The sequence below is a fragment of the Agrobacterium sp. YIC 4121 genome (assembly GCF_002008205.1).
Lineage (GTDB): Bacteria > Pseudomonadota > Alphaproteobacteria > Rhizobiales > Rhizobiaceae > Agrobacterium > Agrobacterium leguminum.
Genome location: NZ_MRDI01000010.1, coordinates 66957 through 86866, shown reverse-complemented (window position 1 = coordinate 86866; position 19910 = coordinate 66957). Strand labels below are relative to the sequence as shown.

Below are 19910 nucleotides of genomic sequence, written 5' to 3'. Positions count from 1 at the left end.
AAACAAATGACCACCATTCAACTGCGCGATCTTCGCAAATCCTTCGGCGCGTTCGATGTCATCAAGGGCATCGACATGGATATCCGCTCCGGCGAGTTCATGGTCTTCGTCGGCCCTTCCGGCTGCGGCAAGTCCACGCTGCTGCGCCTCATCTGCGGGCTGGAGGAAATTACCAGTGGCACGCTCTCCTTCGATGGCGAGACGGTGAACCGCCTGCCGCCCGCCAAGCGTGGCGTCGCCATGGTCTTCCAGTCCTATGCGCTTTATCCGCACATGACCGTGTTCGAGAACATGGCCTTCGGCATGAAACTGTCAGGCGCGGACAAGGAACAGCGCAGGAAACGCGTGGAAGCGGCGGCCGAGATGCTGCAGCTCACACCCTATCTGGAACGTCTGCCGAAGCAGCTTTCCGGCGGCCAGCGCCAGCGTGTCGCCATCGGCCGCGCCATCGTGCGCGATCCGAAGGTCTTCCTGTTCGACGAGCCGCTCTCCAACCTCGATGCGGCATTGCGCGTTGCCACGCGTCTGGAAATCGCCAAGCTGCATCGCTCGATGCATGACACGACGATGATCTACGTCACCCACGACCAGGTGGAGGCGATGACACTCGCCGACCGTATCTGCGTTTTGCGGGACGGCAGGGTCGAGCAGATCGGCACGCCGCTGGAGCTTTACGAAAGCCCGGTCAACACCTTCGTCGCCGGCTTCATCGGCTCACCGAAGATGAACTTCCTCACCGGCAAATATGCGGAGGCCGAAGGGGCGAAAACCATCGGCATCCGCCCCGAACACATCACCATCGCCACCGATGGCAGCGGCTGGAGCGGCGAGATCGTGCATTCGGAAATGCTGGGATCGGACAGCTATATCTATGTCGAGATCGGCGCGGGTGAACCCGTCGTCGTTCGTGAAGAGGGCGTGACCGGCCGCACGGCCGGTGAACGCATCGCCATCGCGCCGGATGCGGCGCAGATACATCGTTTCGACGCAGACGGCCGGGCGCTTGCCCGCAACCCTGCCCGGGGTGCCGCCTGAACATTCAACTTTCGCCGGGCTCACCCAAGGTCCCGGCTTTCACCGAGGAGCATGACAATGACCATCAACACCGTTGTATGGGGCGAAAATATCCACGAACACATCAATGAGACGGTGCGTTCTATCTATCCGAACGGCATGCACAATACCATTGCCGACGCGCTGAACCAGAATCCTGAGATCAACGCCACGACCGCCACGCTGCAGGAGCCGGAACACGGGCTTTCGCAGGAGCGCCTCGACAAGACCGACGTGCTGGTCTGGTGGGGCCACAAGGACCATGGCGCGGTGCAGGACGAGATCGTCGAGCGTGTCGCCAAGCGCGTCTGGGAAGGCATGGGCCTCATCGTCCTGCATTCCGGCCACTTCTCCAAGCCGTTCAAGCGCCTGATGGGCACGCCTTGCGCGCTGAAATGGCGTGAGGCGGGCGAGCGTGAACGCCTGTGGACCATCAATCCGCGCCACCCGATTGCAGCCGGCCTGCCCGAGCATTTCGAGCTGGAAAACGAGGAAATGTATGGCGAGCAGTTTTCCGTGCCGGAGCCGCTGGAAACCGTCTTCATCTCCTGGTTCCAGGGCGGCGAAGTCTTCCGGTCCGGTCTTACCTGGCGCCGTGGTGCAGGCAATATCTTCTATTTCCGCCCCGGCCACGAGACCTATCCCACCTATCACGACGCCAATGTCCAGAAGGTCATCAGCAACTCGGTGAAATGGGCCTATAATCCGGTTGGCGCACTGAAAAGCATTCACGACGCCCCCAATGTTCCCGTCGACAAGGCTCTGGAGCCCATCGAAGAACGCGGCCCCAAGCTGCACAAGGCAGGCGAAGCAGGTTACAGGTAAAAAGCCATGAGACTTCTCATTCTCGGAACCGGCGGCATGGCCAACAACCATGCCACCTATTTCTCGCAAATCCCCGGCGTCGAACTGGTCGCGGCAGTGGATGTGGACGATGTGGTGGTGCGGGGCTTTGCGCTGCGCCACAACATTCCGCTCTCCTTCACCTCACTGGATGACGCCATTGCCTGGGGTGAATTCGATGCGGCGGCGAATGTCACGCCGGACGCGATCCACCACCCCACCAGCCTTAAACTGCTGGCGGCCGGCAAGCATGTCTTCTGCGAAAAGCCGCTGGCGGAAAACTACGCCAAGGCCGCCGAAATGGCCGATGCCGCCGAAAAAGCCGGCCTCATTGCCATGGTCAACCTCACCTATCGCAACGTCGCCCCCTTGCAGGCGGCGCGTGAGATGGTGCTGGCAGGCAAGATCGGCAAGGTGCGGCATCTGGAAGCCTCCTATCTCCAGAGCTGGCTCGTTTCCAAGGCCTGGGGCGACTGGATGACGGAGAGCAAGTGGCTGTGGCGGCTTTCCACCAAGCATGGCTCAAACGGCGTGCTTGGTGATGTCGGCATCCACATTCTCGACTTCGCCTCCTATGGCGCGGGCAGCGATGTGGAACGCATCTTCACGCGGCTGAAGACCTTCGACAAATATGAAGGCAACAAAATTGGCGTCTACGACCTCGACGCCAATGACAGCTTCACCATGACCGCCGAGCTTGAAAACGGTGCCATGGGCGTCATCCATGCCAGCCGCTGGGCGACGGGTCACCTCAACGAACTTCGTCTGCGCATCCATGGCGACAAGGGCGCATTGGAAGTGATCCACACCCCGGATTATTCCAGCCTGCGCGCCTGCATCGGCGAGGATGTGGAAAAGGCGATCTGGAAGACAATCGATGTCGACCCGGTGCCGACGAATTACGAAAAATTCGCCAGGGCCGTCATGGAAGGCGGCCCCGCCGATCCGGATTTCCGTCATGCCGCCAATCTGCAGAAGGTGCTCGATCTGTCGATCATTGCGGATCGGGAACGGCGCGAGCTGGCCGTTTCGGCTTGATTTGCGAAAGTGCGGCGGCACAAACCGCCGCATGGATTGCTGCAAAGGGCGCTCCTCGCTCTCCGTCAGCGAGGACTTGATCCGGGGTCCAGCCACGGCGCAGACGCGCCTTGGCTGGATGCCGGATCAGGTCCGTCATGACGGAGGGAACTTATAACTCCCTCAAACCCCGCGCTTATTCCCCCACAACAGCACATGCAGCTGCGGCAGCACCCGGGCGGAAAACCAGCGGTCTTCGCTCACCTTGTCCACCAGCCACAACATCCGGTCCATCACCCCGTCGATATCCACCCGCGCATCGTCGTCATCCGGCGGCGGCGGGGTGTGGTTGCCGGGCTGGAGATAGACCGGCAAATGCGGGAAACGCGCGGATGCCGCCTTGGCATAGGCATAATCCGCATCGTCGAACACCACGATCTTCAGCGCCACCTGCGGTCCGTCGCCGGCGGCGGTAAGACAGTCTTCGAACGCCTGCCAGTCCGTTTCCATGCCGCTCGATGGCGGCTTGGGGCTGAGAACGAGGTAGTCGAGATCGGCAAACCAGTCTTTCGCGATGCTGCCCTGCGTTTCCAGCGCGAAGCGATACCCCTCGTCCTGCCCTCTGGTAATCAAGGCCCCGAGCGGTTGAATGGCCGGATTGCCGCCTGAAAGCGAGACCGTCAGCGGCACGCCGCCGGAAAGCCGCCGCACCTCCTGCCAGATCATCTCGACCGGCATCGGCTTCCATGTATCGCGGTACTCGCTGTCAACGGCATGCAGCGTATCGCACCAGGAACAACGATAGTCGCAGCCGCCGGTGCGCACGAAAACGGTCGGCAGACCGATCAGCAGGCCTTCACCCTGAATGGTCGGGCCGAAGATTTCGCTGATGCGGATCATGGTTTCCTTGGCTGCAATCTTGTGTGCAGCCGCCGTCATGGCCGGTATTCCGCCCAGGTCTTGGCGGTTTCGCTCACCCGCACGGCGCTGGTTTCCGGCAGGCGATCCTTGCACCAGTCGTAGAAATGCTTCGCCAGATATTCCGCCGTCACCCGGTCATGGCCGAGAACGTCGTTCAGGTGGCGATGGTCGAAATGATCATCGATATAGCGTTTAAGCGGTGCAAGCTCGTGATAGTCGCGCACGAAACCGTGCTCGTTCAGCGCTTCGCCTGCCAGCTCGATCTCGACGATGTAATTATGCCCGTGGAGGCGATTGCACTGGTGATCCGACGGCAGACTTTTCAACTGGTGCGAGGCGGAGAAGTGAAATTCCTTGGTGATGCGGAACATCAGCGCACCTCCTGCGCCGCATAGGCATGGGTGGCCGCCACCCAGAAATCGGGGTCCTCATAGTCGGTCGGATCGGTGACACCGGCCAGATGAAAGGCCTCGCGCCGTTCGACGCAGGTGCCGCAGCGGCCGCAATGGGTAAGGCCGCCCTTGTAACAGGACCATGTTTCGCCAAAGGGCGTGCCGTATTTCGCACCATCGGTCACAATTGCCGCCTTGGAAACGGTGACATAGGGGGCGAAAAGCTTGACGTCGGCATAACCTTCCAGCGCATGCGCCTGCATGGCATTGAAACTGTCGATGAAACCCGGCCGGCAATCGGGGTAGATGAAGTGATCGCCGCCATGCACGGCAATCGCCACGGCATCCGCCTGCTGCGCGGCGGCCAGCCCGAAAGCGATGGTGAGCATGATGGCGTTGCGGTTCGGCACCACGGTGGAGCGCATGGTCTCTTCCGCATAATGCCCGTCCGGCACCTCCACGTCGTCGGTCAGCGCCGAACCGGTGAGATGGGCGCCGATGGTTCTGATATCGATGATATGATGCGGCACGCCGAGACGCCTTGCGCAATCGGCCGCGTATTCCAGCTCCTTCCTGTGGCGCTGGCCATAATCGAAGGAGACGAGAGCAAGAAGTTCGTGTTCCGCCGCGATTTTATGCGCAAGCGAAACGGAGTCCAGTCCGCCGGAGCAGATGACGATGGTTTTCATAATTTGGGATCCCTTGTTTTGACCGGGTGGGCTGCGACCGGATTACGGGGAGCGGCTTTAAACCAAACCGACGGGCTTGTGAAGGGCTTTGCGGAAATCGCGCAAAGCCACGCCATCACGAAAACGCCCCTCGGCAGCAACAAGATGAAACAATCGGGACATATGCGGGAAACCGGCACGATCTAGAACGATGCGAAATCTGCTGTTCTTGAAGGGTCTTGCCAATGGTGGCGGCTGATACATTTCTGTTTTCGCTGAGCAACCTCAGCTCTCTCGGCACCGGCCTGCTGATGGCGATGGCGGGCATGCTTTATGTCACGCTCACCATTCGCGGGCTGATCACCGCCATACGTCATGGATAAGGCTCTCGACACAAAACGCCACCGGTTCAAGCGCAATCTCACCACAGCGCTCGTTGTCGCCGCGGCGGCGCTCGCCGCGGCTGTTGGCATAGCCCCTTTCGTGTTCCTGATCTGGATGGTCAGGACCGTTGCGCGCTGGCTGGGTCTTTTTGTCGGCCTATGAAAATCTGATGAACACGCGACGCTCGCCATTAAATGGCTGAGCGGAAAAGGCCCGGCGAACTGGCAGTGCGCCGGGCCTTTTTTCGTTGGCTTTGCGCTCAGCGCAGCAGCGCCTGCGCCTCCTCGATGCCGAGTGCCGCCGGCTGGGTGCAGGTCGTCGTCATTTCGATGAAACGGCCCTCCTCCCCGGATTTGAGGATCGAGGTCATCACATCGATACCGTGCAGGGAGCGATCCAGCGAGCAGCGGGCATCACGCCCCTCCAAAATCGCAATCGCCATATCGGCAAGGCCCGCCGTGCGGTAATTGGCACGCGGGCCATTGGGGCTCTCCTGATTGGCGATGCCGAAGGGATGCGCCCAGTCTTCCAGCGGCTGGATATTCTTGTCCCGTCCGCTCGCTTCCACCACGCCGCCGAAGAAGTTCGGATCCGGCACATAGATCGAGCCTTCCGTGCCATAGAGCTCCATATTGGCGTGGCGATGCGACCAGACATCCCAGCTTGCCGAAAGCGTGATCGTCGCGCCGTTCACGAATTCCAGCAGGGCATGGATATTGGTCGGTGTTTCGACCGGGATGATTTCGCCGTTCAACGGCTGGCTGGTCACCGTACGGGTGGGGTTCGCCATGCTGGTCAGCGCACCGACGCGCTTCACCGGTCCGATGAGGTTGATGAGATTGGCGACGTAATAGGGGCCGAGATCGAGGATCGGCCCGCCGCCCTTCAGGAAGAAGAAGCCCGGATTGGGGTGCCACATCTCCATGCCGGGGCTCATCACATGGCAGGTGCCGGAAGTGATGCGCCCGACCTTGCCGTCATCGATATACTGTCGGGCAAGCTGATGCGCGCCGCCGAGGAAGGTATCCGGCGCGCAGCCGACGGAGAGGTTCTTCTCCCGGGCGATGCGCCGCAGCTCCTCGCCTTCCTCGAGCGAAAGCACCAGCGGCTTTTCCGAATAGACGTGCTTGCCCGCCTCCAGGGCGGCTTTCGACACCGGAAAATGCGCGGCGGGAATGGTGAGATTCACCACCACATCGATATCCTTGTTGGCGAGCAGTTCATCGATGGACTGCGCGACAACACCGAATTCTTCCGCCCTCAGCTCCGCCGCATTGCGGTTGAGATCGGCGCAGGCAAGCACCTTGATGCCCTTGAAGAGCGGTGCCAGCGAAAAGTAAGCAGACGAGATATTGCCGCATCCGATGATGCCGACGCCAAGATCCCTGGCCATGATGGAAACTCCGAAATTGAAACTTAGTAGGTTTTGAAAGATGCGATCGAGCGGGTGATCAGCCGGTCGATATCCTTGGGATTGTCGTGCTCGACCACGAAATGTTTCGTGGCCGATTTCGCCTTCAGCGCCGCGACAAGGCCCTTCCAGTCCACGGTCCCATGGCCGACATCGGCCCAGCCATCCTCATCCGCATTCTCGCCTGCTGGTGCGATATCCTTCACATGTACCGCAGTAATGCGCTTGCCGTAGCTTTCGATCCAGGCGAGCGGATCGGCATTGCCGCGAATGATCCAGGCGATATCGGCCTCCCATTTCAAATCCGGGCCACCGGCAAAAATCTGTTCCTGTGGGGTGGAACCGTCGCCAAGCGTCTTGAACTCGAAATCGTGGTTATGCCAGCCGAAGACCAGCCCGGCATCGACGAAAGGCTTGCCGGCTTCCTGCAGGCGCTTGCCGAAAGCGAACCAGCCTGCGGCATCTGTCGGGCGCTGGTCAGGCATCAGATAAGGGCAATAGATCGCCTCCACACCCAGAACTTTCGCGATGTTCAGCGCCTTTTTCGGGTCGCCCTCAAGAAGGTCGAGGCCGAAATGGCCGGTCGGCATGGCAAGGCCATTGGCGTCGAGTTCGGCGCGCAGGCCTTTCAAACCGGCATCATCCAGCGAAGCGTACATCGCGCCATAACCTTCGACATGTTTATAACCCACCGCCGAAAGCTTCTTCAGAATGTTGGAAAAAGGCTGGAAATTACGGGCGCTGTAAAGCTGGAAACCGAGTTCTGTCATTGTCTCCTCCATAGAGATCTGGGTCTTGGGATTGTGTGGGAGTAAATGGAAGCTGTTCTAGAGCCGGTCCTCGCTTTGCGCGTCGAACAGCGAGGCCATCGTCATGTCGAGGCCGAGGCGCACCTTGGTGCCGGGTGAAAACCGCCTGTGGCCGCCGACACGCACGGACATGGTGTGCCCGGCATGTTTCAGCCAGATCAGATTGTCGGCGCCCATCGGTTCCTCGATATCGACAATCGCCTCATGCACTTCGCCGCCAACGATATCGGCGTCGACGCGCACATGTTCGGGGCGAACGCCCAGAACCACGGCACGGCCGGCTGCGAGCGGCGTTTCCGCCTGATAACCGTCCAGCGCGAAAGTCACGCCATTGGTGGTGAAGACCACCTTGCCGTCCTTTTCGATCAACTCGCCGCGGAGGAAATTCATCGACGGCGAGCCGATGAAACCGGCGACGAAGAGGTTTCGCGGCTTGTTGTAGATGGTGACGGGATCGGCCAGCTGCTGGATGACGCCGCTTTTCATGATGGCGATGCGGTCCGCCAGCGTCAGCGCCTCGATCTGGTCATGCGTCACATAGATCATGGTGTTCTTCAGCGACTGGTGCAGCCGCTTGATTTCGACGCGCAGTTCCGAGCGCAGCTTGGCGTCGAGGTTGGAGAGCGGCTCGTCGAACAGGAACACATCCACATCCCGCACCAGCGCCCGGCCGATGGCCACACGCTGGCGCTGGCCGCCGGAAAGCTCGGCGGGCTTGCGCTTCAACAGCGGCTCGATCTGCAATATTCCGGCCGCTCTTTTCACACGTCGGTCGATCTCCTCTTTCGGCACCTTGGCGACCTGCAGACCGAAGGACAGGTTTTTCTCCACCGTCATCTGCGGATAAAGCGCATAGGACTGGAACACCATGCCAATGCCTCGGTCTTTCGGCTCCTCCCAGGTGACGTTGCGGTCCTTGATGAATATCTGTCCGTCGGTCGGCTCCAGAAGGCCGGCGATGCAATTGAGAAGGGTCGACTTTCCGCAGCCGGAAGAGCCGAGCAGCACGAGGAATTCGCCGTCGTAAATATCGAGATTGAGGTCTTTCAGCACGGTAACGGCGCCGAAGGACAGGGAAAGATCGCGGATGGAAACGCTTTTGTTCATATAGATCAACCTTTTACTGCGCCTGCGGCAATGCCGCGGACGAAAAGCCTGCCGGAGACGAAATAGACGATCAGCGGCACGGCACCCGTGAGAAGGGTTGCGGCCATGTTGACGTTATATTCCTTCACGCCCTGCACGGAGTTGACGATATTATTGAGCTGCACCGTCATCGGGTAATATTCCGGCCGCGTGAACACCACGCCGAACAGGAAGTCGTTCCAGATGCCGGTCACCTGCAGGATCATCGCCACGACGAAGATCGGCAGTGACATGGGCAGCATGATGCGGAAATAGATCTGCCAGAAATTGGCGCCATCGATGCGCGCCGCCTTAAACAATTCTTCCGGCAGCGAGGCGAAATAATTGCGGAACAGCAGCGTCAGGATCGGCATGCCGAAAATGGTGTGCACGATGACGAGGCCGGTCAGCGTGCCATAAACACCCATTTCGCGCAGCACGATGACGATCGGATAGATCATCACCTGATAGGGAATGAAGGCACCGATGATGAGGATGGAGAAGAACAGTTCCGATCCCTTGAACTTCCAGTTCGCCATGGCGTAGCCGCTGACGGAGGCGACGACGATCGAGATCACCACCGAAGGCACAAGGATGCGCACCGAATTCCAGAAGCCGCGTGAAAGCCCGTCGCAGTTCAAGCCCGTGCAGGCATTGGCCCAGGCCTTTACCCAGGGTTCGAAAGTGATTTCCACCGGCGGCGCGAAGATGTTGCCGAGCCGGATTTCCGGCATGCCCTTCAGCGAGGTGACGACCATCACGTAAAGCGGCAGCAGGTAATAGGCGGCGGCCACGAAAAGCGTGCCGTAAAGAATGATGTTGCGGCGGGAAAAGGTTTTCCTCGGCTTCCTGCCGCGCGGGCCGGAAAGGTCCTGGGCAACCGCATCGCTGGCGGCAACAACCGTGTTCAATGTGCTGATATTAGCCACGCTTCTTGCCTCCGAATTCGAGGTAGGCCCATGGAATGATGATGATCGCGACCGTCAGGAGCATCATTGTCGAGGCGGCGAAGCCCTGCCCCAGATTCTGCGCCTGAAACATGTAGTCATAGACATATTTTGCCGGTACTTCAGATGCGATACCCGGCCCGCCGCTCGTCTGCGCCACGACGAGATCGTAGACCTTGACGATGCCGCTGGCGATGATGACCAGCGTGGTGATGAAGACCGGCCGCATCATGGGAATGATGATGAGAATATAGGTCTTCCACATCGGAATGCCGTCGACACGCGTCGCCTTCCAGATGTCCTCATCGATACCGCGAAGACCCGCGAGCATCAGGCACATGACGAGCCCCGTGCCCTGCCAGAGTGCCGCGATCAGGATGCCGTAGATAACGATCTGGGAATTATAGAGCGGATCGAAGGTGAAACTTTCCCAGCCCATCGAGCGAACCACGGACTGGATGCCGAATTCCGGATTCAGCAGCCATTGCCAGACGAGGCCGGTGACGATGAAGGACAGGGCGAAAGGATAGAGGAAAATGGTGCGGAAGGTATTTTCGAAACGAATTTTCTGATCCATCAGCGCCGCCAGCACGAAACCGATGACGAGGCTGAAAATAAGCGACAACACGCCGTAGATCGCCAGATTCTGGATGGATACGATCCAGCGTGGTGCTGCCCACAAACGCTCATATTGATCGAAACCGATGAAACTCGCGCGCGGCAGAAGCTTTGAATTGGTGAAGGAATAAACCACCGTCCAGATCGTCCCACCGAGGAAGATCACCATGGCGGTCAGTATCATGGGAATGGAGGCAATCTTGGAATTGAGATTGCGGAAAAGCTGGTTGGGGCGCCCCGAGCGCGCTTGACCTGCCATGTTACCTCCTCCTGTAACGTTACAGTCAACAGTCAGGCAAAAAGCCTCACCGCATGAAACCCCTGCCCGTGCTGGTGATTGTTGCACAGGCAGGACGCTGGAAAGGAAAGCGGCGAACCGCTTTCCCACCCGGAGAGATCACACTCAGTCCGCCGAACCGATAATGTCCGCGAAGCGCTTCTGCCCGTCTTCCGCTGACATCGAGCCCGCGAAGAATTCCGCCATCAGGTCTTCCTTCTGTTTCTGCGTATCGGCGGAAATCAGCTGGTCGGTGCTGGTCAGGGCATTGCCCTTGGCCAGAATTGCCAGACCCTTTTTCATGCAGTCATTGGCTGCATTCAGATCGACGTCGCCGCGGATCGGCAGCGAGCCTTTCTTCAGGTTAAAGGCCACCTGCGTTTTTGGATCGACGATGGTTGCGGCGAGAACGTCCTGCGCCTTGGTTTTCGCCTCGTCCTTCAAAACAGGGAAATAAAAGGCGTCGCCGCCCGTGGTGAGATATTCACTGAGGCCAAGACCGGGAAGGCAGGAATAATCCGTGCCGGCTTTCTGGTTGGCCAGCTGGAATTCACCCTGCGCCCAGTCACCCATGATCTGGCCGCCGGCCTTGCCGGTGATGACCATGTTGGTGGCCTGGTTCCAGTCCTGAACATTGGTGCCCTTGGCCATGTCGCGCGCCTCGACGGCAGCCGCGAAAATCTTCGCCATCTCGGGCCCGGCTGCCGCCTCGGCATCCTTGTCGCCATAGACCTTCTGATAAAGGTCCTTGCCACCGATCGAAAGCGTCAGCGTGTCGAAGAGGCCGTTGGCCTGCCATGCCTGCCCACCGAGCGCGAGCGGCTGGATGCCGGCCTTTTTCAGCGCCGGCGCGGCGGCAACGAATTCCGTCCAGTTCTTCGGAACCTCGACGCCCGCCTTCTTGAAGGCTTCATTGGAAAGCCATAGCCATTGCCAGGAATGGATGTTTACCGGCGCGCAGTAAATCTTACCGTCGATAGTGCAGCTGTCGAGCAGGCTTGCCGGCTTGATGACGTCCTTCCAGTTGCCCTTTGCGGCAACATCGGACAGGTCGCGCATCAGGCCCGCCTGCACCAGCTCTTCCGCCTGACGGCCGTGGTTGAACTGGGTCGCGCCCATCGGGTCGCCGCCGGTGATACGGCTGATCATGATCGGACGAGCCGTGCCGCCCGAACCGGCAATCGCGCCATCCACCCATTTGTTGCCGGTGGCGTCGAAAGCCTTAGCCAATTCGGCGACCGCTGCGGCTTCGCCGCCCGATGTCCACCAATGGGTCACCTCAAGATCGGTGGCCCCGGCGATACCCGCCGGAATCATGACGCTGGCCAGAAAAGCCGCAGAAATAACACGCATTCGCATGAGTCTCCTCCCTCACTGAAACGTTGCAGTTGGAACGTATGCGAAGATTTTTGATTAGGCAACCGCCTAAAATACGAATCTCACAGCGCCGTCAGGGGGCATTTCGAACGATTGGGAAATGCGCCGGATAGGTATACGGCACAGGGGATTGCGCTGTGTAATCCACACGCAATGCCAGTCGCTTACAAAACTTCGTGGTGAATAAAACAGGCGAAGAGACCATGAAGCGCTGGCATATTCTTTTGGTCATCGGACTGGCTGGCGTCGCATCGCTTTTATTGGCGACATTTGAGCAGCTTGTACCGGGACAGCAAGTTTCATTCGGAATGCGCCTGCTGATCCTCATCCAGCCGGCAATACTGACCGTTGCGGCGGTTGCAACCGGTCAGGCTCTGGCCGCAAAACTCGGGCTTGGCGCGCCCTTGGTCGATAGCTGGCTGACGGGCGGCAACCCGCGCGCGGTGCTGGGAACACAGGTGCCGCCCGCACTGGCGGTGGGCATTGCCGTCGGCCTGCTGATGATCGCCTATTCATCGGCGATCCTGCCATCGGTCGCGGATGCGGCCACCATGGCAAAAATGACCGCGTTTAATGTCCCGCTGGCGACCCGGATTCTCTATGGCGGAATCACGGAGGAGCTATTGACCCGATGGGGCCTGATGTCGTTTCTCGCCTGGGCGCTCTGGCGCATGACAGGAAGAGGACAGATTCGACCGGTGATTTTGTGGGCCGCCATCCTTATGGAGGCGGCGCTCTTCGCCGCAGGTCATCTGCCGTTTCTGTTTGCGATTGTCGCTCGGCCGCAGGCGGCGCTGATCCTTGCAGTCCTACTCACCAATTTCATTCCCGGCCTGCTGTTCGGATGGCTGTTCTGGCGTCGGGGGCTGGAAGCGGCGATGCTTTCCCATACCCTTGCCCATTGCGTGAACGCGCTGATCGCCTGAGCCGAAAAGGCGAGCCGGACAATATCCCTCTCACCTTCTCCAAACCTTCGGTGCTGGCGGCAATTCTATTGCCTTTTATAATCGTCCTCGATGCGGATGACATCATCCTCGCCGATATAGGCTCCGGTCTGGATTTCGACCAGTTCGAGCGGGATCTGCCCCTCATTGGCAAGCCGGTGCGGCTGGCCGATCGGGATATAGACCGACTGGTTCTCCGTCAGCAACTTCGTCTCTTCGCCGATCGTCACCGTCGCCGTACCCTTGACGACGATCCAGTGTTCCGAGCGGTGATAATGTTTCTGGAACGAGATGCGGTGGCCGGGATCGACCGTGATATGACCCACCCGGTAACGCTCGTCCACATACATGTGTTCGATATAACCCCAGGGGCGATAGACGCGCTTGTGGGTCTGCGTCTGCGGCGCATGTTCGCCGTCCTTCAGCGTCTCCACCAGACCCTTCACATCCTGCACCCGGTTCTTCGGCACCACCAGAACCGCATCCTTGGTGGCCACCACCACCATGTCCCTGGCGCCAACCACCGTCGTCAGCAATTGCGTCGAATGGATGAGGCAGCCTTCGGAATCGATGAAGACGCCGTTGCCTTCCAGCGCATTGTCGTTGCCGCGCTTGTCGGCGATTTCCCAGATCGCATCCCAGCTGCCGATATCCGACCAGCGGAAATGGCCATGCACCACCGCCATGCGTCTGGTCTTCTCGATCACCGCGTAGTCGATGGAGTTTTTCGGGGAAGCCTCGAAGCTTGCCTGATGCAGGCGCACGAAACCGAGGTCGCTTTCATATTGCTCGACCGCCTGCGTCACCGCCGCAAGAATCTCCGGGGCGAAGGCCTTCAGTTCGGCGATCATCACATTGGAGCGGAACAGGAAATTGCCGGAATTCCAGAGATAACCCTTTTCCAGATAGGAGATCGCCGTCTTCATATCCGGCTTTTCCACGAAGGCATCGACGGTGCTGAGGTCTTTTTCGCCATCGATCGCCTCGCCCGGCTTGATATAACCGTAGGAGGTGCGCGGTTCGGTGGGCACCAGGCCGAAGACGACGATATTGCCCTGATCGGCGGCTTTTGCGCCGAGTTTCACGGCCTGTGAAAACTTGTCGGCATCGAGCACCACATGATCGGCGGCAAGCGCCAGCACCAGGCATCCGGGCTCGCGGCGCTCGGCCAGCACGGCAGCGGCGGCCATGGCGGCGGCGCTGTCGCGGCGGGCGGGCTCCAGCACCACGGTTGCCGGCAGATCGATCTCTTCGGCCTGACGGCGGGCGAAGAACCGGAAATCCTCATTGGTGATCACCAGCGGCTCGGCATAAAGGCCCTTGTCGCCCACCCGCTGCAGCGTCTGCTGATAGGTCGAAAGATTGCCGACCAGCGGCTGGAACTGCTTGGGCAACTGATCGCGCGATACCGGCCAAAGCCGCGAACCAGCGCCGCCAGCAAGAAGAACCGGCGTGATCTTTCGAGAGTGTTCCTTCACAACAAAACCTTTCCAACTCTAAAAATTTCCCGGCGCGCCGGACAATATACATATTTCAAAATACCGCCATCATCGGTTCACGGGCGGATAAGCGCAAGCTCATAAATTCGCCTTGTGAAAGCTTGGTGAACGGACGATGGGGCATTTAGAGGCATGTCGATTTCCTGCGGACCCACCCCGCTAACGCCAGGCGGCGGGCGAGGTTCCACGCGTGACAGGCACGGCAGGCCGCGAAGCGGATGGTGAGCGGGAATTAATCGATTGAATCGGCCGCAAATTTCATCACGCTTAAATTTGCTGCACTGAACAACATTCAAGGCTTGGCAGGCGCGCGAAAAATACAATAACAACGGCGGATATTTTTACACTGTTATCGACACGAAAGCACGCTCAGCCCATGTCCGACACGACCAAACCCGCCAGCACCAGAACATCGGTTACGGATCAGGAAGCCCTGGATTTCCACGCGGAAGGCCGGCCGGGGAAACTGGAAATCACCCCGACCAAACCGATGGCGACGCAGCGGGACCTGTCGCTCGCCTATTCGCCGGGCGTCGCCGTGCCGGTGAAAGCCATCGCCGAAAATCCGGCGACCGCTTACGACTATACAACGCGCGGCAACATGGTTGCGGTCATCTCCAACGGCACCGCCATCCTCGGCCTCGGCAATCTCGGCGCGCTCGCCTCCAAGCCGGTCATGGAAGGCAAGTCGGTCCTTTTCAAGCGCTTCGCCGATGTCGATTCCATCGATCTTGAGGTCGATACCGAAGACGCCGATGAGTTCATCAATTGCGTGCGTTATCTCGGCCCCTCCTTTGGCGGCATCAATCTGGAAGACATCAAGGCGCCGGAATGTTTCATCATCGAAAGCCGCCTGCGCGAGCTGATGGACATTCCCGTTTTCCATGACGATCAGCATGGCACCGCCATCATCGCCGCCGCCGGCCTCATCAACGCCATCGAACTGACGGGCCGCGACTTCAAGACAACGAAGCTCGTCTGCAACGGCGCGGGTGCGGCGGCAATCGCCTGTATGGACCTCATCAAGGCCATGGGGTTCAACCCTGAAAACATCACGCTCTGCGATACCAAGGGCGTGATCTATCAGGGCCGCACCGAAGGCATGAACCAGTGGAAATCCGCCCACGCGGTGAAAACCAACAACCGCACGCTGGCGGAAGCCATGAAGGGCGCTGATGTGGTATTCGGCCTCTCCCAGAAGGGCGCTTTCAGCGAAGAGATGATCCGTTCCATGGCGCCGAAGCCGATCATCTTCGCCATGGCCAATCCCGACCCGGAAATCACCCCCGAGGAAGTATCGCGCATCCGCGACGACGCCATCATGGCGACCGGGCGTTCGGATTACCCGAACCAGGTCAACAATGTCCTCGGCTTCCCCTACATCTTCCGCGGCGCGCTCGATGTCCGCGCCAGCCAAATCAATGACGCGATGAAGATCGCGGCGGCACAGGCGCTGGCCGATCTTGCCCGCGAGGATGTTCCTGATGATGTGGCCGCCGCCTATCAGGGCAACCGCCCGCGCTTCGGATCGCAATATATCATTCCGGTTCCCTTCGATCCGCGCCTGATCTCGGCCATTCCGGTGGCCGTGGCCAAAGCCGCCATCGAAACCGGCGTCGCCCGCCGCGAATTGCCCGATCTCGACGCCTATGCCCGCGAGCTTTCCGCCCGCCGCGACCCGATGGCCTCCACCACGCAGCGCCTTTACGAGCGCGTGCGCCGCTCGCCGAAGCGGGTCGTTTTTGCGGAAGCCGAAGAAGAACAGGTCATGCGCGCGGCGATTTCGTTCACCGCGCAGGGCCTCGGCACCGCCATCCTGCTCGGCCGTGACGATATCATCAAGGCCAATGCGGAGCGCGCCGGCATCGATCTCGACCGCGCCAATATCGAGATCACCAACGCGCGCCTTTCCAGCCGCGTCGATGCCTATGTCGATTATCTCTATGCGCGTTTGCAGCGCGGCGGTTTCCTGCTGCGCGACGTGCAGCGTCTGGTCCACAACGACCGCAACCATTTCGCCGCCTGCATGGTGGCGATGGGCGATGCGGACGCCGTGGTGACCGGCGTTACCCGTAACTATTCAACGGCGCTGGAGGATATCCGCCGCTGCATCAACACCAAGCCTGGCCATCGCGTCATCGGCGTTTCGCTGGTCGTCTCGCGCAACCGCACCGTCTTCGTTGCCGATACCGCCGTGCATGATATGCCGAATGCGGAAGACCTTGCCGATATCGCCGAAGAAGCAGCCGGCCTCGCCCGCCGTTTCGGTTACGAGCCGCGCGTTGCCATGCTCGCCTATTCCACCTTCGGCCAGCCGACCGGCGAACGCTCCGACAAGGTGCGCGAGGCGGTGAAAATTCTCGACAGGCGCAACGTCAATTTCGAGGTCGACGGCGAAATGTCGGCCGATGTGGCGCTGAACCATCACCGCATGCAGAGCCAGTATCCCTTCGCCCGGCTTTCCGGCCCGGCCAATGTGTTGGTCATGCCCGCCATTCATTCCGCCTCCATTTCCACCAAGATGCTGCAGGAACTGGGCGGCGCAACCGTCATCGGCCCGCTTCTTGTCGGTCTCGACAAATCGGTACAGATCACCTCGATGGGCGCGAAGGACAGCGACATCGTCAACATGGCGGCAATCGCGGCCTATAATGCCGGACGATAAGAACAGGGCGTGCGGCTTTTTTCTTCTCCCCGCCGGGGAGAAGATGCCCCAAAGGGGCAGATGAGGGGGCACGCTCTCCGCATATCGCTGGCCTCGCCCCCTCATCCCGCTGCCGCGACCTTCTCCCCGACGGGGAGAAGAGACGAGCCGGATGCGCTCGCTCCGCACATGGCCATCCGGTCCTCAGCGACATCCGGACTACTCTCCCGCTCCTGACAAACCGGCACATAGCAAGGGAGGAAAAGAACAGGATTCTACAATTCAAAATTATTAGGATAATTTTTCCCTCCAAAAGATTTATTGGAACCGGATTTTATTCATACTATTTTTCACGCAATGCCAATTCTCGCTCTTGGCGGGTGCCTCATGTAGTTTCCACCTACAATCAAAAGGAAATATCCATGGCCCTCTCTTTCTCCAGATTTGCCGCAAAACTCATTGCCGGAACCGTTGTCATCGCTTCGATGGCCACTGCCGCTCACGCGGATGCAACGCTCGACCGGATTAAGGGTCGCGGCAAGCTCACTGTCGGCGTTATCCTTTCCGGCGCGCCTTTCGGCTTTATCGATCCGAAGACGCAGGAGCAGAAGGGTCTCAACATCGACGTCGCCAAGGCGCTGGCCGCCGGCCTCGGTGTCGAGCTGGTCACCGAAACCGTGACCCCGCCCAACCGCGTGCAGTTCCTGCAGCAGGGCAAGGTCGATATTCTGATCGCCAACATGCAGTACACGGAAGAGCGCGCCAAAACGCTCGATTACGTACCGACCCCCTATGACCGCCAGGGCGGCGCCGCCATCGGCCGCAAGGACAGTGGCATCAAGGACTGGTCGGACCTGAAGGGCAAGATCGCCTGCGTTTCGCAAGGCTCCAACTACACCCAGCCGCTGATCGAGCAATATGGCGCGCAGGTAAAGGCGCTGCCAAGCCAGCCGGAATCGCTGCTGGCGCTCAAGGGCGGCAATTGCGACGTCTCCGTTCACGTCAACGGCACGCTCAGCCTGATGCTTCAGGACCGCGCCGATGAGTGGAAGGATTACGGCATCCTCATCCCCACCGACCTGATCCCGTCGGATTCCGTGATCTGGCTGCGCAAGGGCGAAAGCGACACGCAGGCCGCTCTCGACAAGATCGTCAAGGAACTGCACGCCTCCGGCAAGATGCTCGAATTCGCCAAGGCCAACCGTCTGCCGAGCATCGGCTATATGGAAGAGCAGCAGAAGAAGCTTTCTGCCGCCCAATAAGGACAGGTGCAGGACTTTTCCGTTATCTGCACGTCCCCATCGCAGGTGATGACGGCGGCAAAAGGGTGGAGTGATTTCCCCTGACCATCAGGAACGGCCGGTTTCGCCTGCCGTTCTTTTCTGCTTTATAACAAGGCAGGCCATTCTGGCGCCGCCCGCCGGGCGGCACCCGCAATAACAGCATGGATTTCCGATGCAGGATGGATTTACAGCGCGCTTCATAGAACTGACCGCGCATCTCGGCCTCAACTATGACTTTCTGAACAGCGGTTACGAGGTTCAGATCTGGCTCGACGGCATGAAGATGACGTTGATCCTCGTCGCCGTCACTTTGCCGCTCAGCCTCGTCTTCGGCTTCATTTTCGCGGCCATGCTGACATCGGGCAAGGTCTGGCTCGCCGGCCCCGTGCGCGCCTATGTGGAACTGACGCGCAACACGCCGACGCTGGTGCAGCTGATGTGCGGTTTCCTCGTGCTCAACATGCTGATTTCCAATGCGCTGGGCGGCGCGCAGAACAATCCGCTGACACCCTTTTTCTGGGTGGTCGCCATCACCGGCCTGCACATTGCCGCTTTCCATGCGGAAGCGTTGCGCGGCGGCATCGAGGCGGTGCCGGCCACCACCATCGAGGCGGCGCGTGCAATCGGTTTCAGCTCCTTCGAGATTTTACGTTATGTGGAGTTTCCGCTGGCCATCCGCACGGCGCTGCCCTCCATCATCAACAACCTCGTCAATCTGGTGAAGCTCACCACGGTCGGCTCGGCAATTGCGGTGGGTGAAATCACCTATGCCTCGATACTGATCTGGACGCAGCGCGACAATGTGGTCGAGCTGATGATCGTCATCCTGATCTTCTTCAGCGTCATCAATTTTATCGTCGCAAGGGCCGGTCTGTGGCTTGAACGGCGTCTTGCGGTTCCGGGGTTCGGTCAATGAGTGCGATGGTCTCTCCAACACAGGCGGTGAGGAAGCCACCTTTCGGCACCATTCTGCTGCTCGGCGTGCTGATTGCCGTCATTCTGTGGCTGATCCTCGACCCGTCCCTCGGTCAGGTGCTGCTGCAATGGCTGCCCTATCTGGCCAAGGGTTTTGCCATGAACGTGCTGATCAGCATCCTTGCGATTGCCATCGGCACCTTCATCGGCGTCCTCCTCGGCATCATGGAGCTTACGCCCTATCGCCTCGTGCGCGCGCCGGCGCTCACCTATGTGCAGATATTCCGCAACGCCCCGCATCTGGTGCTGATCTTTGCCGCGACCTACATCTTCCCCTTCGAGATCGTCGCCTTCGGCAACTACATTCCATTCCCGGACTGGATCAAGGCCGTCGTCGGTCTCGCCATTCCGGCCAGCGCCCATATCGCCGAAATCACCCGCGGCGCCATCCAGTCCATTCCGACGGCGCAATGGGAAGCGGCGCAGGGGCTGGGCTTTTCGCGCAACCAGACACTGCGCTGGATTATCCTGCCGCAATGCGTGAAGCGCTCGCTGCCGCCATGGATGAACCTTTATGCGTCGATCACCATGGGTACGGCGCTCGCCTCGCTGGTCGGCGTGCATGAACTTCTGCACGCCGCGACGGACGCCAGCACCGCCGTGCAGCGCAACGATTTCACCGTCGTGGTCTACCTCACCGTTCTGATGGCGTTCTTCCTGTTCTGCTATCCCGTCTCCCGTTTCACGCAGCGCCTCGAGCGGCGCTTCGCTTCCCGCTGATTG

At 59.8% G+C, this 19910-nt stretch carries 20 protein-coding genes; 10 read left to right on the top strand and 10 right to left on the bottom strand.

Annotation, left to right across the window (positions count from 1 at the left end; genetic code table 11):
* Positions 1-6: 6 nt before the first annotated feature.
* The 3 genes from BTE54_RS11465 to BTE54_RS11455 are packed head-to-tail and all read left to right on the top strand — an operon-like array spanning position 7 to position 2934.
* Positions 7-1035 carry an ABC transporter ATP-binding protein gene (locus BTE54_RS11465; RefSeq protein ID WP_078052528.1) on the top strand — a complete coding sequence of 343 codons (1029 nt, stop codon included), beginning with the start codon at positions 7-9 and terminating at the stop codon, positions 1033-1035.
* Positions 1036-1092: 57 nt separating this feature from the next.
* Positions 1093-1878, top strand: a complete 786-nt coding sequence (locus BTE54_RS11460; protein ID WP_046801358.1) for a ThuA domain-containing protein — start codon at positions 1093-1095, stop codon at positions 1876-1878.
* 6 nt (positions 1879-1884) lie between these two features.
* Positions 1885-2934, top strand: coding sequence for a Gfo/Idh/MocA family oxidoreductase (locus BTE54_RS11455; protein WP_078052527.1), 1050 nt, complete (start codon positions 1885-1887; stop codon positions 2932-2934).
* 162 nt (positions 2935-3096) lie between these two features.
* Here BTE54_RS11455 and queE read toward each other — a convergent pair whose 3' ends face one another.
* The 3 genes from queE to queC are packed head-to-tail and all read right to left on the bottom strand — an operon-like array spanning position 3097 to position 4915.
* A complete protein-coding gene (gene queE, locus BTE54_RS11450; protein ID WP_078052526.1) occupies positions 3097-3852 on the bottom strand; it encodes a 7-carboxy-7-deazaguanine synthase QueE in 756 nt (251 codons plus the stop codon).
* A complete protein-coding gene (gene queD, locus BTE54_RS11445; protein WP_003523781.1) occupies positions 3849-4205 on the bottom strand; it encodes a 6-carboxytetrahydropterin synthase QueD in 357 nt (118 codons plus the stop codon). Before queD ends, queE begins: the two co-directional genes overlap by 4 nt.
* Positions 4205-4915 carry a 7-cyano-7-deazaguanine synthase QueC gene (queC, locus tag BTE54_RS11440; RefSeq protein WP_078052525.1) on the bottom strand — a complete coding sequence of 237 codons (711 nt, stop codon included), beginning with the start codon at positions 4913-4915 and terminating at the stop codon, positions 4205-4207. Before queC ends, queD begins: the two co-directional genes overlap by 1 nt.
* 224 nt (positions 4916-5139) lie before the next feature.
* Between queC and BTE54_RS25080 the strand changes: the two genes are divergently transcribed.
* Complete coding sequence (locus BTE54_RS25080) at positions 5140-5277, top strand: hypothetical protein (RefSeq protein WP_162934174.1); 138 nt, start codon at positions 5140-5142, stop codon at positions 5275-5277.
* The gene (locus BTE54_RS25075; protein ID WP_198939131.1) at positions 5270-5440 is read left to right on the top strand and encodes a hypothetical protein; all 171 of its coding nucleotides are present in this window, start codon (positions 5270-5272) and stop codon (positions 5438-5440) included. Before BTE54_RS25080 ends, BTE54_RS25075 begins: the two co-directional genes overlap by 8 nt.
* Before the next feature lie 97 nt (positions 5441-5537).
* Here BTE54_RS25075 and BTE54_RS11435 read toward each other — a convergent pair whose 3' ends face one another.
* The 6 genes from BTE54_RS11435 to BTE54_RS11410 form a co-directional block, all read right to left on the bottom strand.
* Positions 5538-6671, bottom strand: a complete 1134-nt coding sequence (locus BTE54_RS11435; protein ID WP_065656301.1) for a Gfo/Idh/MocA family oxidoreductase — start codon at positions 6669-6671, stop codon at positions 5538-5540.
* Positions 6672-6694: 23 nt separating this feature from the next.
* Entirely contained in the window at positions 6695-7459 is a 765-nt protein-coding gene (locus tag BTE54_RS11430; protein ID WP_078052524.1) for a sugar phosphate isomerase/epimerase, read from the bottom strand.
* A gap of 57 nt (positions 7460-7516) precedes the next feature.
* Positions 7517-8605, bottom strand: coding sequence for an ABC transporter ATP-binding protein (locus BTE54_RS11425; RefSeq protein WP_078052593.1), 1089 nt, complete (start codon positions 8603-8605; stop codon positions 7517-7519).
* A gap of 5 nt (positions 8606-8610) precedes the next feature.
* Positions 8611-9552 (bottom strand): carbohydrate ABC transporter permease, encoded by a 942-nt coding sequence (locus BTE54_RS11420; RefSeq protein ID WP_078052523.1) that lies wholly within the window; start codon positions 9550-9552, stop codon positions 8611-8613.
* Positions 9545-10447 carry a sugar ABC transporter permease gene (locus tag BTE54_RS11415; RefSeq protein ID WP_059758547.1) on the bottom strand — a complete coding sequence of 301 codons (903 nt, stop codon included), beginning with the start codon at positions 10445-10447 and terminating at the stop codon, positions 9545-9547. Before BTE54_RS11415 ends, BTE54_RS11420 begins: the two co-directional genes overlap by 8 nt.
* 144 nt (positions 10448-10591) lie before the next feature.
* Complete coding sequence (locus BTE54_RS11410) at positions 10592-11824, bottom strand: ABC transporter substrate-binding protein (protein ID WP_003525113.1); 1233 nt, start codon at positions 11822-11824, stop codon at positions 10592-10594.
* A gap of 221 nt (positions 11825-12045) precedes the next feature.
* Here BTE54_RS11410 and BTE54_RS11405 point away from each other — a divergent pair, with 221 nt between their 5' ends.
* On the top strand, positions 12046-12768 hold the full coding sequence (locus tag BTE54_RS11405; protein ID WP_078052522.1) for a CPBP family glutamic-type intramembrane protease: 723 nt from the start codon (positions 12046-12048) through the stop codon (positions 12766-12768).
* Positions 12769-12833: 65 nt separating this feature from the next.
* Here BTE54_RS11405 and BTE54_RS11400 read toward each other — a convergent pair whose 3' ends face one another.
* On the bottom strand, positions 12834-14264 hold the full coding sequence (locus tag BTE54_RS11400; protein WP_078052521.1) for a mannose-1-phosphate guanylyltransferase/mannose-6-phosphate isomerase: 1431 nt from the start codon (positions 14262-14264) through the stop codon (positions 12834-12836).
* 397 nt (positions 14265-14661) lie between these two features.
* Here BTE54_RS11400 and BTE54_RS11395 point away from each other — a divergent pair, with 397 nt between their 5' ends.
* The 4 genes from BTE54_RS11395 (at position 14662) to BTE54_RS11380 (ending at position 19907) form a co-directional block, all read left to right on the top strand.
* Positions 14662-16950 carry an NADP-dependent malic enzyme gene (locus BTE54_RS11395; RefSeq protein ID WP_003524555.1) on the top strand — a complete coding sequence of 763 codons (2289 nt, stop codon included), beginning with the start codon at positions 14662-14664 and terminating at the stop codon, positions 16948-16950.
* A 401-nt stretch (positions 16951-17351) separates the two neighbouring features.
* On the top strand, positions 17352-18191 hold the full coding sequence (locus BTE54_RS11390; RefSeq protein WP_065657278.1) for a transporter substrate-binding domain-containing protein: 840 nt from the start codon (positions 17352-17354) through the stop codon (positions 18189-18191).
* Positions 18192-18384: 193 nt separating this feature from the next.
* Complete coding sequence (locus BTE54_RS11385) at positions 18385-19128, top strand: amino acid ABC transporter permease (RefSeq protein ID WP_065657277.1); 744 nt, start codon at positions 18385-18387, stop codon at positions 19126-19128.
* Complete coding sequence (locus BTE54_RS11380) at positions 19125-19907, top strand: amino acid ABC transporter permease (RefSeq protein WP_078052520.1); 783 nt, start codon at positions 19125-19127, stop codon at positions 19905-19907. The genes BTE54_RS11385 and BTE54_RS11380 overlap by 4 nt, the downstream gene beginning before the upstream one ends.
* Positions 19908-19910 lie beyond the last annotated feature (3 nt).

Bases quoted from the DNA above. Each gene is read 5' to 3' on its own strand.
- BTE54_RS11415 (WP_059758547.1), bottom strand. From the start codon at position 10,447: ATGGCAGGTCAAGCGCGCTCGGGGCGCCCCAACCAGCTTTTCCGCAAT.
- BTE54_RS11385 (WP_065657277.1), top strand. From the start codon at position 18,385: ATGCAGGATGGATTTACAGCGCGCTTCATAGAACTGACCGCGCATCTC.
- BTE54_RS25075 (WP_198939131.1), top strand. From the start codon at position 5,270: ATGGATAAGGCTCTCGACACAAAACGCCACCGGTTCAAGCGCAATCTC.
- queD (WP_003523781.1), bottom strand. From the start codon at position 4,205: ATGTTCCGCATCACCAAGGAATTTCACTTCTCCGCCTCGCACCAGTTG.
- BTE54_RS11460 (WP_046801358.1), top strand. From the start codon at position 1,093: ATGACCATCAACACCGTTGTATGGGGCGAAAATATCCACGAACACATC.
- BTE54_RS11380 (WP_078052520.1), top strand. From the start codon at position 19,125: ATGAGTGCGATGGTCTCTCCAACACAGGCGGTGAGGAAGCCACCTTTC.
- BTE54_RS11390 (WP_065657278.1), top strand. From the start codon at position 17,352: ATGGCCCTCTCTTTCTCCAGATTTGCCGCAAAACTCATTGCCGGAACC.
- BTE54_RS11405 (WP_078052522.1), top strand. From the start codon at position 12,046: ATGAAGCGCTGGCATATTCTTTTGGTCATCGGACTGGCTGGCGTCGCA.
- BTE54_RS11465 (WP_078052528.1), top strand. From the start codon at position 7: ATGACCACCATTCAACTGCGCGATCTTCGCAAATCCTTCGGCGCGTTC.
- queE (WP_078052526.1), bottom strand. From the start codon at position 3,852: ATGACGGCGGCTGCACACAAGATTGCAGCCAAGGAAACCATGATCCGC.
- BTE54_RS11425 (WP_078052593.1), bottom strand. From the start codon at position 8,605: ATGAACAAAAGCGTTTCCATCCGCGATCTTTCCCTGTCCTTCGGCGCC.
- BTE54_RS11410 (WP_003525113.1), bottom strand. From the start codon at position 11,824: ATGCGAATGCGTGTTATTTCTGCGGCTTTTCTGGCCAGCGTCATGATT.
- queC (WP_078052525.1), bottom strand. From the start codon at position 4,915: ATGAAAACCATCGTCATCTGCTCCGGCGGACTGGACTCCGTTTCGCTT.
- BTE54_RS11395 (WP_003524555.1), top strand. From the start codon at position 14,662: ATGTCCGACACGACCAAACCCGCCAGCACCAGAACATCGGTTACGGAT.
- BTE54_RS11455 (WP_078052527.1), top strand. From the start codon at position 1,885: ATGAGACTTCTCATTCTCGGAACCGGCGGCATGGCCAACAACCATGCC.
- BTE54_RS11430 (WP_078052524.1), bottom strand. From the start codon at position 7,459: ATGACAGAACTCGGTTTCCAGCTTTACAGCGCCCGTAATTTCCAGCCT.
- BTE54_RS11435 (WP_065656301.1), bottom strand. From the start codon at position 6,671: ATGGCCAGGGATCTTGGCGTCGGCATCATCGGATGCGGCAATATCTCG.
- BTE54_RS25080 (WP_162934174.1), top strand. From the start codon at position 5,140: ATGGTGGCGGCTGATACATTTCTGTTTTCGCTGAGCAACCTCAGCTCT.